At 65.7% G+C, this 13,291-nt stretch carries 13 protein-coding genes, 1 tRNA gene and 1 pseudogene; 8 read left to right on the top strand and 7 right to left on the bottom strand.

What is annotated here, in order from left to right; genetic code table 11:
* The first annotated feature begins 13 nt into the window (after positions 1–13).
* A tRNA-Asp gene (locus tag KW821_RS20695) sits at positions 14–90 on the top strand.
* Positions 91–211: 121 nt separating this feature from the next.
* Here the strand turns inward: KW821_RS20695 and KW821_RS20690 are convergent.
* Positions 212–544 carry a cupin domain-containing protein gene (locus tag KW821_RS20690; protein ID WP_218292740.1) on the bottom strand — a complete coding sequence of 111 codons (333 nt, stop codon included), beginning with the start codon at positions 542–544 and terminating at the stop codon, positions 212–214.
* A 214-nt stretch (positions 545–758) separates the two neighbouring features.
* On the opposite strand from KW821_RS20690, the gene KW821_RS20685 reads away from it, so the two are divergent.
* The 4 genes from KW821_RS20685 to dhaM all read left to right on the top strand — a co-directional run bounded on the left by KW821_RS20685 (position 759) and on the right by dhaM (position 4,784).
* The gene (locus KW821_RS20685) at positions 759–2,117 is read left to right on the top strand and encodes an NCS2 family permease (protein WP_218292739.1); all 1,359 of its coding nucleotides are present in this window, start codon (positions 759–761) and stop codon (positions 2,115–2,117) included.
* A gap of 239 nt (positions 2,118–2,356) precedes the next feature.
* Positions 2,357–3,427, top strand: a complete 1,071-nt coding sequence (gene dhaK, locus KW821_RS20680; RefSeq protein ID WP_218292738.1) for a dihydroxyacetone kinase subunit DhaK — start codon at positions 2,357–2,359, stop codon at positions 3,425–3,427.
* 9 nt (positions 3,428–3,436) lie between these two features.
* Positions 3,437–4,066 (top strand): dihydroxyacetone kinase subunit DhaL, encoded by a 630-nt coding sequence (gene dhaL / locus KW821_RS20675; RefSeq protein ID WP_218292737.1) that lies wholly within the window; start codon positions 3,437–3,439, stop codon positions 4,064–4,066.
* 1 nt (position 4,067) lies between these two features.
* Positions 4,068–4,784 (top strand): dihydroxyacetone kinase phosphoryl donor subunit DhaM, encoded by a 717-nt coding sequence (dhaM, locus tag KW821_RS20670; protein WP_218292736.1) that lies wholly within the window; start codon positions 4,068–4,070, stop codon positions 4,782–4,784.
* 99 nt (positions 4,785–4,883) lie between these two features.
* On the opposite strand, the gene dhaR is transcribed toward dhaM, so the two are convergent.
* The gene (gene dhaR / locus KW821_RS20665; protein WP_218292747.1) at positions 4,884–6,785 is read right to left on the bottom strand and encodes a dihydroxyacetone kinase operon transcriptional regulator DhaR; all 1,902 of its coding nucleotides are present in this window, start codon (positions 6,783–6,785) and stop codon (positions 4,884–4,886) included.
* A gap of 73 nt (positions 6,786–6,858) precedes the next feature.
* The gene (locus KW821_RS20660; protein ID WP_256353586.1) at positions 6,859–7,329 is read right to left on the bottom strand and encodes a LysR substrate-binding domain-containing protein; all 471 of its coding nucleotides are present in this window, start codon (positions 7,327–7,329) and stop codon (positions 6,859–6,861) included.
* On the opposite strand from KW821_RS20660, the gene KW821_RS20655 reads away from it, so the two are divergent.
* Positions 7,328–7,471: a hypothetical protein gene (locus KW821_RS20655; RefSeq protein WP_218292748.1), complete on the top strand. Its 144-nt coding sequence runs from the start codon at positions 7,328–7,330 to the stop codon at positions 7,469–7,471. The two genes, KW821_RS20660 and KW821_RS20655, sit on opposite strands and share 2 nt — an antisense overlap.
* A 52-nt stretch (positions 7,472–7,523) precedes the next feature.
* A pseudogene (locus KW821_RS20650) lies at positions 7,524–7,772 on the top strand (agmatine deiminase family protein); the annotation flags it as partial.
* A gap of 67 nt (positions 7,773–7,839) precedes the next feature.
* On the opposite strand, the gene KW821_RS20645 reads toward KW821_RS20650, so the two are convergent.
* The 3 genes from KW821_RS20645 to KW821_RS20635 form a co-directional block, all read right to left on the bottom strand.
* On the bottom strand, positions 7,840–8,544 hold the full coding sequence (locus KW821_RS20645; RefSeq protein ID WP_218292735.1) for an SDR family oxidoreductase: 705 nt from the start codon (positions 8,542–8,544) through the stop codon (positions 7,840–7,842).
* Between the two features lie 204 nt (positions 8,545–8,748).
* Complete coding sequence (gene ydiK, locus KW821_RS20640) at positions 8,749–9,837, bottom strand: AI-2E family transporter YdiK (protein ID WP_042653424.1); 1,089 nt, start codon at positions 9,835–9,837, stop codon at positions 8,749–8,751.
* A 10-nt stretch (positions 9,838–9,847) separates the two neighbouring features.
* Complete coding sequence (locus KW821_RS20635) at positions 9,848–11,215, bottom strand: bifunctional NUDIX hydrolase/phosphatase PAP2 family protein (RefSeq protein WP_218292734.1); 1,368 nt, start codon at positions 11,213–11,215, stop codon at positions 9,848–9,850.
* 185 nt (positions 11,216–11,400) lie between these two features.
* On the opposite strand from KW821_RS20635, the gene KW821_RS20630 reads away from it, so the two are divergent.
* Positions 11,401–11,781 carry a hypothetical protein gene (locus KW821_RS20630; protein WP_218292733.1) on the top strand — a complete coding sequence of 127 codons (381 nt, stop codon included), beginning with the start codon at positions 11,401–11,403 and terminating at the stop codon, positions 11,779–11,781.
* Between the two features lie 79 nt (positions 11,782–11,860).
* Here KW821_RS20630 and KW821_RS20625 read toward each other — a convergent pair whose 3' ends face one another.
* The gene (locus KW821_RS20625) at positions 11,861–13,117 is read right to left on the bottom strand and encodes a hypothetical protein (RefSeq protein WP_218292732.1); all 1,257 of its coding nucleotides are present in this window, start codon (positions 13,115–13,117) and stop codon (positions 11,861–11,863) included.
* Positions 13,118–13,291 lie beyond the last annotated feature (174 nt).

Genomic DNA, 13,291 nt, shown 5'->3' with positions numbered 1-13,291 from the left:
CTAGCCAAATTGCGGAGCGGTAGTTCAGTTGGTTAGAATACCGGCCTGTCACGCCGGGGGTCGCGGGTTCGAGTCCCGTCCGCTCCGCCAATGATTAAGAAGCCCAGTCGAAAGACTGGGCTTTTTTCATGTCTGCAATTTGGCAAGTCGCCCCAGTTTCACCTTCCGGCCACCCTGCTCGGCGGCCTGTTTGCGCCGCCATCATGGCTCGTCAGTAAAACACGCAGAGCCAGATGGTGGGCGTGTCGGGGTGGGTCCACTCCACCCGATGTTTCTGGCGGGCGGGAATATTGATGTGATCGCCCGGCCCCAGCAGCACCAGCTGTTGCTCATCGGTTTGCGGATCGGAGAACAGCAGGCTGGCCTCACCCTGCACGATCAGCACCCACTCGTGTTCATCCTGATCGTACCACTCGCCGGGTGCAGTCTGATGCCCCAGGGAGACGATGCGCTCTATCCGCAGATGATTGGTGCTCACCAGATCCTGAAAGAGTTCGGCAGGCAGAGGGGAGGGAATATCGTTCAGCAGATTGCGAGTGTGCATGGGTCATCTCCAGTCTGGCGGAAGGGGCCCTTGCAGTATAGGAGCCTCTTTCTGGCGGGTCGGCCCATTCAGGGGATGGCAGTGGGTGACGAATGGCACCCTTCCTCTCGACTTTGTGGAAAAAGTCGGAGAAGTCGCTGCAATCTGGGTGAATTCTTGCTATTTTGCGCAGCCATAAAAGCAAACGATTTCCTTCACACTTTTAGGATGAGTTATGGCAACGCAAGATATGGCCGCCCAAGCAGGAAGAGGCAGCTTTTTGGATTCCTATTTTTCCATTTCCGAGCGCGGTAGCAGCGTGCGTCAGGAACTGTTGGCCGGGCTGACCACCTTCCTGGCCATGGTGTACAGCGTCATAGTGGTGCCCAATATGCTGGGTGTCGCGGGCTTTGAGCAGGGGCCGGTATTCGTCGCCACCTGTCTGATCGCCGCCTTTGGCTCCCTGCTGATGGGGCTCTGGGCCCGCCTGCCGATGGCCATCGGCTGCGCCATCTCCCTCACCGCCTTTACTGCCTTCAGCCTGGTGCTGGGGCAGGGGTTGAGTATCCCGGTTGCGCTGGGTGCCATCTTCTGGATGGGGGTGCTGTTTACCCTGATCAGCGTCACCGGTGTGCGTCAGTGGATCCTGGCCAACCTGCCGTCCGGCATCGCCCACGGCACCGGCATCGGCATCGGCCTGTTCCTGCTGCTGATCGCCACCAACGGCGTCGGCATGGTGATCAAGAACGAGGGGGCCGGCCTGCCGGTGCAGCTCGGTGAGGTGACCTCCTTCCCAGTCATCATGACGGTGCTGGGGCTGGCCGCAATCTTCGGGCTGGAGCGCCGCAAGGTGCCGGGCGGCATCCTGATGGTGATAGTCGCCATCTCTGTGCTGGGTCTCTTCTTCGACCCCAAGGTGACCTGGCAGGGCTTCTTCGCCATGCCGAGTCTGACCGGTGAGAAGGGCTCCCTGGTCGGTAGCCTGGATCTGATGGGGGCGCTCAACCCTGTCGTCATCCCGACCGTGCTGGCTCTGGTGATGACGGCCGTGTTCGATGCCACCGGCACCATCCGCGCCGTCGCGGGTCAGGCGGGTCTGGTCAACGAGCGTGGCCACATCATCAGTGGCGGCAAGGCCCTGACCGCCGACTCCGTCAGCAGCATGGTGGCTGGTGTGGTGGGCGGTGCCCCTGCCGCCGTCTACATCGAATCGGCCGCCGGTACCGCCGCCGGTGGCAAGACCGGTCTGACCGCGGCCCTGGTCGGTGTACTGTTCCTGCTGATGATCTTCCTCTCCCCGCTGAGCTATCTGGTGCCGGCCTACGCCACAGCACCGGCGCTGATGTACGTCGGCCTGCTGATGCTGGGCAACGTCACCAAGCTGGACTTCAGCGACTCGGTCGATGCGCTGGCGGGCATGCTGTGCGCCGTCTTCATCGTGCTCACCTGCAACATAGTCACCGGCATCATGCTGGGCTTCGTGGCACTGGTGATTGGCCGCCTGTTTGCCGCCGAGTGGAAGAAACTCAACGTCGGCACCGTCATCATCGCCCTGGCGCTGGTGACCTTCTACGCCGGTGGTTGGGCCATCTAACCTATCCAGATATCTCCAGATATAGCGAAGGGCCCTGCGGGGCCCTTTTTCATGGCTGTGAGGCGGCTGGCAATTTTCCCCCTGTTGGTCTCATGGGGTTTCAGAGTGAAACGCCGGGCCCGCTTTTTCTGTTTCAGATCCGAACCGAACGGGCCGTCATTTTTATCCCGCACTATCCCGTTAGACTGGCTCCATCAACCATTTGCCCACCCGTGTGGTGGCAAGCCAAGGAGTGAGCCATGAAGAAGCTGATCAATGCCGTCGATGCCGTGGTCCGTGAACAACTGATGGGGATGGCCGCCGCCCACCCCGAGCTCAAGGTGCGTATCGAGCCCCACTACATCACCCGTGCCGATTCCCCCGTGCGGGGCAAGGTGGCGCTGGTGTCCGGTGGTGGCAGCGGCCACGAGCCGATGCACGGCGGTCTGGTGGGCAAGGGGATGCTGGATGGCGCCTGCCCCGGCGAGATCTTCACCTCCCCGACTCCGGATCAGATGTACGAGTGCGGTCAGGCGGTCGACGGTGGTGCCGGGGTGCTGTTCCTGGTGAAGAACTACACCGGTGACGTGCTCAACTTCGAGACCGCGGTGGAGTTGCTGCACGGCGACGGCATCCAGGTGGGCTTCTCCCTGATCGATGACGACGTGGCGGTGAAGGACAGCCTCTATACCGCCGGCCGTCGTGGCGTCGCCACCACGGTGCTGTGCGAGAAACTGGTGGGGGCCGCCGCCGAGGCTGGCTATGACCTGGCGCGCTGCGAGGCGCTGGCCCGCCGCATCAACAACCAGAGCCGTACCATAGGCGTGGCCCTGCACGCCTGTACCGTGCCTGCCGCTGGCAAACCCTCCTTCACCCTGGGGGACAACGAGATGGAGTTCGGGGTCGGTATCCACGGTGAACCCGGCATAGCGCGTCGTCCCTTCACCGATCTCGATACCCTGGTGGATGAGATGTTCAGGGAGCTGGCGGACAACAGCCCCTATGGCCGCACCCTGCGCCACTGGGACAGAGCCTCCGGTAGCTGGCAGGAGGAGCACAGCTTCATCGAGCCGCTGAATGAGGGAGACAGGGTCATAGTGCTGGTCAACAGCCTGGGGGGCACCCCCCTCTCAGAGCTGTACGGCGTCTATGGCCGACTCGCCACCCTGTGTGAGGCGGCGGGTCTCCATCCGGTGCGCAACCTGATCGGCCCCTACTGCACAGCCCTCGACATGACCGGCATCTCCATCACCCTGCTCAAGGTGGATGACGAGCTGATGACCCTGTGGGATGCTCCCGTCAATACCCCCGCCCTGCGTCGCGGCTGCTAAGGAAAGTCCATGTTAAGCAAACATCAAATCGTCAACTGGCTGCTCGATTGCGAGCACATCTTCACCGAGCAGCGTGACTATCTCACCGCCCTGGATACCGACATCGGCGATGGCGACCATGGCCTCAACATGCAGCGCGGTTTCACCAAGGTGGCCGAGAAGCTGCCCGCGGTGGCGGACAAGGATATCGGCCAGGTGCTCAAAACCACCGGCATGACCCTGCTCTCCTCCGTGGGGGGCGCCAGCGGCCCGCTCTACGGCACCTTCTTCATCCGGGCGGCGGCCAGCGCCGACGCCTGCCAGAGTCTGACCCTGAGCCAGCTTGGCAAGATGCTGGCCGACGGGGTGGAGGGGATAGTCTCCCGCGGCCGTGCCGAGCCCGGTGACAAGACCATGTGCGACGCCTGGTGGCCGGCGCTGGCGGCCCTGCAGTTGGCGCAGCAGCAGGCGCTGCCGCTGGCCGAGGCGCTGGACAAGGCGGTGGCTGCCGCAGCGGCCGGTACCGAGGCGACCATACAGATGCAGGCCCGCAAGGGGCGCGCCAGCTACCTTGGCGAGCGCAGCATAGGCCATCAGGATGCCGGGGCCACCTCGACCCTGCTGCTGCTGACCGCCCTGCGTGACAGAGCGAGGTTGTAGCATGATCGGCATAGTCGTAGTCTCCCACAGCGCCACCCTGGCGGCTGGATTGCAGGAGCTGGCCGCACAGCTGGGCAGCCCGGCGCGCCTGCTGCTGGCGGCCGGGGTCGATGATCCCGCGCACCCCATAGGCACCGACGCCATCGCCGTGATGAGTGCGATAGAGCAGGCAGATGATGGCGGCGGCGTGCTGGTGCTGATGGATCTCGGCAGCGCCCTGCTGAGCGCCGAGACAGCGCTAGAGCTGCTGCCCCCCGAGCTGAGCGCCAGGGTGCGGCTCTGCCCGGCGCCGCTGGTCGAGGGCACCCTGGCCGCCGTGGTGGCGGCTGGCGCCGGTCTGGGTCTGGATGAGGTGGCGGCCGAGGCGCTCGGGGCATTGGGCCCCAAGCAGGCCATGCTGCCCGCCAAAGAGGCTTCGGCAGTGATCGAGGCGGCACCGCTGGCCGATGAGGGTTGGCTGCGTTGCGAGGTGGTGGTCGACAACCCCCACGGCCTGCATGTGCGCCCGGCCGCCCGTCTGGTGGCGGCCCTCAAGCCCTTCGCCGCCGAGTTGCGCCTCCTGCGCGGCGACAAGGAGGTCAATCCCCGCAGCCTGACCCGGCTGGCCATGCTCAACGTGCGCAAGGGGGACAGGCTCAGCCTGCTGGCGCGGGGGGAGGATGCCGCCGCCGCCCTGGCCTGCTTCCAACAGCTGGCCGACGAGCGCTTCGGCGACTGATCCTCACCGTGTATCCGTGTTCAGGCCCCGCCACCGCGGGGCCTTTTTGTTGCTCTCTCTGCCGGTTGTTGCCGGGCCGAATCGCGACCCGAGCCGCCGTCAGCCGTGATAGTCGGCGGGATCCAGGCCGATGAGCTTGAGCCGCCGCCAGAGGGTGGTGCGGCCGATGCCCAGCTGCTGCGCCATCAGGCTGACCTGGCCCTTGCAGGCGTGGGCGCAGCGCAGGATGGCCTGGCGCTCCAGCTCTGCCAGGGTGAGCAGCGGCTGTCCCACCACCTCGTCTTCCTGTTGCTGATAGCCGTGACGGATGGCCGCCGGCAGCGCCTCCGGCGGGATAGGCCCGCCGCTGCCGTGGAGCTGGGCGTGCTCCACGGCACTGCGCAGCTCCCCCAGGTTGCCGGGCCAGGGGTAGGCCAGCAGGCAGTCGAGGGCCGCCGGGCTGAACTGGCGGACGGGCTCGCGCCCCTGCGCCGCCAGCTGCTGGCGGATGAGGGCGGGCAAGTCGGCCCCGCGCTCGCGCAGGCTCGGCAGCCACAGCTCGCACCCTTGCAGGGCGTAGAGCAGTTGGCGGCCGAAGAGCCCCTCCTGCACTCGTTGCTCCAGCGCGGCGCTACTGGTGGCGATGATCCGCACCTTGAGCGGCAGCATGCGGGCCGAGTCGAAGCGCTGGATGCGGCCGGTCTTGAGCAGTTGCAGCAGGGCCGCCTGCATGGGGGCGGGCAGATACTCCACCTGCTCCAGCACCAGGGTGCCGCCGTGGGCCAGCTCGAACTTGCCGGCCCGCTCCTGCCCCGCCTCATCGGAGCCCATCAGCTCCAGCGCCATCCGCTCGCTCGGCAGCGCCTGGCAGTTGAGGCTGATGAGAGGCCCGGCGGCCCGCTCGCTGCCAAAGTGGATGGCCTCCGCCAGCTGCGCCTTGCCCACCTCTTCCTCCCCGCGCAGCAGCATGGGCCCCTGACTCCGGGCCGCCTGGCGGGCGTGGCGCAACAGCTTGCGCATGGCGCTCGACTCCCCCACCAGGGCCGAGAGCTCGGGCACCGTCTGGCGCAGCTGGTTGATGGCGCGCAGCCTGTCGATGGGATGGAACAGGGCGATAAAGCTGACCCCGTCGGGCCCGGGCAGCGGCTTGAGGCTTATCAGCGCACTAATGAACTCCCCTGTCTGCTCGCCTAGCCGCTCCAGAGTCACCTCCACGTGGCTGAGCGGGGTCTGGCCCTGGATGGCGAGCTGCAGGCGCTGGGGCAGCAGCAGGTGCCGCTCCAGCGGCTGGCCGAGGCAGAGATCCGGATCTAGCCGCAGTCGCCGGGCCGCCAGCGCGTTGAGGTAGCGCAGCTTGCCTTGCGGATCCCAGGCCAGCACGCCGTCGTCCATGCCATCGAGCAGGGCGTAGAGTTCGCTCAGGTGGTGCTGGGACTCCTGCATCAGGCGCTCCATCTGCAGCAGATGAGCCAGCTCGCGACCGGCGCTGACGGTGAGCGCCAGATCCCCCAGGGTCGCCGCGTCCACCTTGCAGACCAGGGCGATGATGGCGACCTGGCGGCCGTTGCTGTTGTAGACCGGGCTGGCGCAGCAGTGCCAGGGATGCAGGGTCTGGTTGAAGTGTTGGGGACCGCTGACGCACAGCGGCACCCCCTCCAGCGCCGCCAGATTGATGGCATTGGTGCCGATGCGCCCCTCGCTGAAGAAGGCGCCGAGACCAAAGCCCAGCGCCTCGAGTTCCGCAAGCGTCTCGCCGTGGCCGGTGCGGGCCAGCAGGCAGCCGCTCTCGTCGGTGAGCAGCAGGGCGCAGGGGCGCCCCTCCATGAATTCGTAGAGATCCTCCATCGCCATCTCGCCTGTGGTGAGCAGATCCCGCTTGCGTTGGCGCAGGCTGTGCAGGGTCTGCCCCTTGGCGCTGTGGGGCGGGTGCCAGAGGTGGCTGCTGGTCTGATGGGCGCAGCGCAGCCAGGAGGCCTGCAGATACTCAGGCCAGGGCTGCAGTGGCTGGGAGTCGGATGGCAGGGTCAAGGGGATGTCCGGCAAGGGCTAAGCCCTGCATTTAACCACGCCACCCCGGCGGATTCAGTGACCCACCTCAGAGAGTCGCCTCCTCGTCCATGGCGATGGTCGCCTCGGCAAATTGCTGCTCCAGCCAGTGGCAGAGGGTGCGGCACTGGGGGCTGCTCTCGCTCTCCTGATGCACCAGCAGGCTCCAGCGAGGGCCAGCCACCCGGTGAGCCGAGAGCGGCAGCAGCAGGCCCTGCTGGCGGGCGGGGCGGGAGAGCAGCTCGCTCACCAGCGCCACCCCCAGCCCGGCACTGGCGGCGTCCTGCAGCAGGCCGGGATCGGAGAAGTTGAGCCCCTGGGTGCGCAGTTGCAGATCCTCGCCGCCTCTGAGCGTCCAGTGGTGCCAGTCCAGCTCCCGCTCCCCGTGCAATGTGGTGCGCTCGGCGGCGGGCTGGGCCAACACAGCGGGGGTCGCCACCGGCAGCAGCCGATCCGCCAGCAGCAGCAGGTGGCGACACTCGGCCTGGGGTACCAGATCGCTGCGCAACGCCAGATCCATGGTGAATGCCACCATGACCGGCAACCCGGATATCTATCTGGATGAGGCCAGCTATGAGCGACTCATTCCAGGCCAGGATATTGCACAATCCCGGATGCGTGCCCGCATGCGAGCCTGGACTCGTTTCAAGAGCAGCCTCTGAATCTGAAGGAATAAAGAGATGTCATCCCGACGCCAAGTATTGAAACAGCTGGCCGCCCCCGCTGGGTGGGCGGGACAACCGCTTCAGCCGCAGCCGGGACTTTGCCGCCGGCTACATCAACTACCTGCCGATCAACGGGGCCGTCATAGTGCCGGAGTTCGGCGACGAGGCGGCCGACCGCCATTGCCAGGATCTGCTGGCTCGCCTCTACCCGGGCCGCAAGATAGCGCAGGTCAACATAGATCCGGTGGCCGCAGGGGGCGGCGGCATTCACTGCATCACATTGCATCAGCTGGCCTGAAGGCGGCCCCGACGGTTGCAGGGGGCCAGCAGGGTTTCGTGCAACCCCAAGTCCTCGCCCCTAGGCTTCAGATCCCCGTCATGCCCAGCTCATCGAGCTGTACATGGGCGGGTTGGCGCAGGGTATAGAGCACGGCCCCTGCCAGGTCCTCGACCTGCAGCCAGCCGGGCTTGCGCTCGCTGGGGCAGGCCGGTGGCGGCACCTGCACCAGGCCGGGGCAGAGGCTGTGCACCCGGATGCCCTGCTGCTGGACCTCTTCCCGCAGCGCCTTGGCAAACCCCAGGACGGCAAACTTGGCGGCGCAATAGACGTTGGCCCTGGCATAGCCGTGCTTGGCGGCCTGGGAGGCGATGTTGATGATGGTGCCGTGCTGGTGGGCCAGCATGTCCGGCAGGCAGGCCTGGGTCAGCAGGAAGGTGCCCTTGGCGCAGGTGTTCATCACCCTGTCCCATTCCGACTCCGGCAGATCCTGCACCAGATAGTCGCTGCCGACCCCGCTGTTGTTGATGAGCAGGTCGATGGGGCCGAGTCGTGCCCTGGCCTCGGCATGGCGGGCCCGCACCTGGGCGCTGTCGCAGAGATCCAGCGCCAGGGGCAGGACTCTCACCCCATGCCGCGCGCTGAGCCTTGCCGCTTCCTGCTCCAGCAGGGCCTGGCGACGGGAGACCAGTATCAGTTCGACCCCCTGAGCGGCCAGTGCCTCGGCGATGGCCAGCCCTATGCCGCTCGCGCCACCGCTGATCAGGGCGCGTTTTGCTCTCAGTTCGTTCATGTCGTCTTCCTCCAGGATGAGCAGGCATTGTGGCGGGAGGCACGGGTGGAGGGTAGGGGACAAAGGGTGGTGGCTCGAACCCTGGTTCGGATTTTGGCGAGCCGATTCGAACTTTGGTTCTATGGGGTCATGAGGCCGGCGAGCGCACTCGGTTCTTTGCTTAAAAAAACACGCCGCCCAGGGGGCGGCGTCTTCATGCAGGGGTCAGTCCGCCCTGGGTGGCACGGGCGCCTCTATGGCGACGGGCTGATCCTCTTCCTTGATCCAGGCATCCAGCAGGGTGTAGGCCACCGCCAGCACCACCGGGCCGATGAACAGGCCTATGATGCCCATGGCCAGCAGGCCGCCGATGACGCCGACCAGGATCAGGATGAGCGGCAGATCGGCCCCGCGCTTGATGAGGAAGGGGCGCAGGAAGTTGTCCATGGTGCCCGCCAGCAGTGACCAGACCAGCAGGAAGGTGCCCCAGGTGGTATCGCCGCTCCAGAAGAGGTAGCCGACGCTGGCCAGCAGCACCGGGAAGGGGCCGATCTGGGCCACGATCAGCAGGAACATCAGCACCACCAGGATCATGGTGTAGGGGATGCCGGCAATCAGCAGTCCCAGGCCGGCCACCGACGATTGCACCAGGGCGGTCACCACCACCCCCATGGCGACGGCCCGGATGGCTTGGGAGGCGAGGACGACGGCGTTGTCGCCACGCGGGCCCGCCAGCCGATGGGCGAAGCGGCGAATGCCGTCGGCGGCCTTCTCCCCCGAGTGGTAGAGCAGGCCACAGATGGCCACCGTCAGCAGGAAGTGGACCAGCAACAGGCCGAGATTGCCCGCCTGGGAGGCGAGCCAGCGCGCGGTCTGGCCGAAATAGGGGGTCAGCTTGGTGAACAGCACCTGACCGCCGCTCGCCAGGATCTGCTGCCAGAACTCATACAGCTTGCCGCCGACCAGCGGGAACTGTTGCAACCAGAGCAGCGCGGGGGGCGGGGAATGGCTGATGCGGGTGCCCAGCTCGATCAGCATGGGGGCCTTCTCCGCCACATTGGCCAGCGCCATGAACAGTGGGATGACGAACATCAGCAGCAGGATGCAGCTCATCAGCAGGGCGGCCAGGGCGCGCTTGCCCCACAGCAGCCGCTGCGCCATCTGCATCAGCGGCCAGGTGGCGATGGTGATCATGGTGGCCCACACCAGGGCGGGCAGGAAGGGGCGCAGCACCATGAAGCACGAGATGATGAGCAGGCTGAGAAACAGCAGGCCCAGGGTGATCTTGGCCAAATCCACTTTTTTCATATGTATTGCTTTCCCTTTAACGAGGGGTTGGGCCCCGGCGAGCGGAGCCAGTATTCATGACAGTCAGCAGCCACCAGAGGCCGGCGCTCAGCCAGAGCCCCAGGCAGCCATAGAGTAACCCTTGTCCGGCCAGGATCAGCAGGGAGCTGCTGGTGAGCATTGGCATGGCGAGCAGGCCCCCGCCGATGAGGAGCCCCCCCGTCAGGGCCAGCAGCATGCAGCCGATGGCGGGAACCGGGTTTCGTTCGAGTGGTAGCAGATTACCCGATACCAGCCCCAGCGTGAACATGGCGAGTCCGGCCAGGGCGCTGGACTGGGTCAGCCAGCCCGCCAGCAGGCTGATCAGGATCAGCAGGCCCCAGCAGGCATGCCGCCTCGCCAGCGCCGCCAGCGGCGAGCGCAGGGCCAGCAGCAGGGCGCCGAGGCCAAGGCCGGCCACCACATCCGAGATGAAGTGCACCCCGAGCCAGATGCGGGCCAGCCCCGCCAGCGCGGCCAGCAGCAGGGCCAGCGCCATGCCATGCCAGGCCCTGAGGGATGGCAGCGCGCCCAGCACCAGACCCCAGAACAGCAGGGTCGAGGCGGCGTGACCGCTGGGCATGCCGAAGCCCTGGGCGCTGCGTTGGCCGAGTTCGGGTTGCAGATGGAAGGGCCTGGGCCAGCCGATCCCCTCCTTGAGCAGCTGCACCAGCAGGGTGAGCAGCACCATGGCGAACAGCAGCCGGTAGAGCCGTGGCCAGCCCAGCAGCGGCAGCAACAGGCAGAGCAGCGCCAGCTGGACGGGGGCGGCCCCGAGCAGATTGCTGGCCTCAAGCCAGAGCGCGTCCGGCCCCAGCCACCGCTGCAGGCGCTGGATCAGCGGCAGCTCGGCCCTGTGCAGGGCGCTCCCCCCGGCGCTGAAGTCGGGCAACCACTGCACCTGGCTGTCGGCCACCTGCGCCAGCCTGGGGACTAGCCAGTCGAGTTGCGTCGGGAAGCGACGCTGGTCATTGGGGAGTGAGGCCGGCTCGATCAGCCTGGCGTTGAGGATCTCGCCGCCGAGGTTGGGGGCCCGCAGCAGGGAGACAAAACCCGATCCGCGCTGGGCCTGGATGGGAGTCAGTGTCTGGCAGGCGAACAGCATGGCCCGTTGCCACTGTCCCAGCTCCCCGGTGATCCGGCCGCGCAGCCCCGTCTCCTCGAACAGCTCGCGCAGGGCCGCCTGGGCCGGGGTCTCGCCCGCATCTATATAGCCTCCGCTCAGGCTGTAGCGATCGGAGATCCTGTCCTGCACCAGCAGCAGCGCCTGTTGATGCTTGATCACGCAGGCGGCGGCGCTGGGGGCGGCCTGGGCGCCGAACAGCGGGAAGAGCAACAGGAGCAGCAAACAGCAGGTTCGGATCATGGCGGCCGACGGGTGGGGATGAATGGCGGTAAGCCTCACAGAAATCAGATACTTGGGCAATGATTTCCTGCCATATATGGCCTGGTTTGAACCCGTTCCGGGCGGACAAGGATTGCCGTGCACCGAGGCAGTCCCTAGTATTGGCAGCTATTGTTCTTTTCATTCAACACTTCTTGGGGCCTTCCATGAGACAGATTGGTTTTTTCTTAGGGGTAGCCATCGGCGTCATTCTGATACTGTTCGGCAGCATCGTCATCTTCCAGGCCCTGCCCGCCGCACTGGACGTGCTGGAGATGCCGAGCCGCATCCCGTTCGTGCGCGAGGTCTACACCTGGCTGATGACCAGTGCCAATGGCCTCACCAGTCAACTGGAGCAGAACTTCCTGGAAGCGTTCCAGACGGTGCTCAAGCTGATACTGCTCATCACCTTCATGTGGGTCTGCGTCAAGCTGGTCAACATGGGGGTGCTGATCATCCGGGCCGGGGTAGACCTTATCCGCACCGCCATCGAGCACAGTGAAGACAAGGTGGCCAAGCCCACCGAGCAGGATCCCCATCTTCCCTGATCCGCCGAGGCAGTGTAGACAAGCAACAGGCCACCCTAGGGTGGCCTGTTGTCATCTTGGGCTGGCGTGCCGTGGGTGCTCAGTTGAGCAGCTTCTCCAGCTCGGCTTCGGCATCGGCCCTGGCCTGCTCGCTCTGCTGCGTGGTCCCCTTGTCAGCCGGTGCCGCGCTGGCGGCACCGGCCGCTGGCTTGGCAGCCTCGCTCAAGGCCTTGCTGGCCTGTTGCAGGGTGCTGGTGGCACTCTTGCTGGCCTGTTGCTGCACTGTGCCGGTGGCGCTGCTCACCGCCTGGGTAGCGGTGTCGGTCAGGGCTTTGCTGGCCTGTTGCTGCACCGTAGTGGTCACGCCACTCACCGCCTGCTTGGCGGAATCGGTCACGGCCTGATTGGCCTGTTGCAGGGGGCTGGTGGCGCTCTTGCTGGCCTGCTGCTGCACAGTGCCGGTGGTGCTGCTCACCGCCTGGGTGGCGGTGTCGGTCAGGGCCTTGTTAGCTTGCTGCTGCACCGTGTTGGTGGCGCTGCTCACCGCCTGAGTGGCGGTGTCGGTCAGGGCCTTGTTAGCTTGTTGCTGCACCGCATTGGTGGTGCCGCTCATTGCCTGCTTGGCTGAATCGGTCACGGCCTGATTGGCCTGTTGCAGGGGGCTGGTGGCACTCTTGCTGACTTGCTGCTGCACAGTACCGGTGGCGCTGCTCACCGCCTGGGTGGTGGCGTCGGTCAGGGCCTTGTTGGCCTGTTGCTGCACCGCGTTGGTGGCGCCGCCGACCGCCTGCTTGGCGGAGTTCGTCACGGCCTGGGTGGCACTCTGTTGCATGGCGCCCACCACATTGCCCAGCAGGGAACCGCTCGAACCGGTCAGCACCTTGCCGACGTCACCGAGGGCGGTGGCCTGGCTCTGCCATCCCTGCATCGCACTGGGCCAGCTCGGGGTCGCGGCGGTCAGGTTTTCACCGAACACCTGGGTCGCGCCATCGTTCTTCTGCAGCATGACGGAGAGCTGGTTGGTATCGGCGTTCCACACCATGCCGGCCTGCTTGGCGATATCCGGCACCGGGGCGTAGCGGGAGACGACGTAGAACAGCGGACCCTCCTGCTGCAACTCGTTGGCCGTCTTGAGCAGTTGCATGGTGTTGTCGTAATTCGGCCCCAGCATGGCGGTCATTCTGTCCTTGATCAGCGGCTGCTCGAACAGGTTGACTTCGTTCGGATCGAAACCGACCAGCGGCTTGAGCAGCGCCCACATCAACTGGCTGGTGGGGCTCATCAGCAGCAGGGGGGCAACGCAGGCGGACAACATCAGACTCAGGCAGGTAGCCTGCAGCAACGGCATGATACGCATTGACAACATATCCAAGTAATTATTTGATTAATAAGGGTATATATTGCCATATCCCGACAATATCACCTGAACTGGAGCGCCGCTTCCTGGCGGGATGCGGCGGTCGCTGGCAGGCTACCATATTGCCCCCGGAATGCCAGATGAGCCGATGTTTATTGGTCAAGTCGGCGACAA

Source organism: Aeromonas sp. sif2416 (assembly GCF_019218665.1).
GTDB classification, from domain to species: Bacteria; Pseudomonadota; Gammaproteobacteria; order Enterobacterales; family Aeromonadaceae; genus Aeromonas; species Aeromonas encheleia.
Note: the sequence above shows the minus strand (reverse complement) of the source record. Positions and strands in the feature narration are given on the sequence as shown.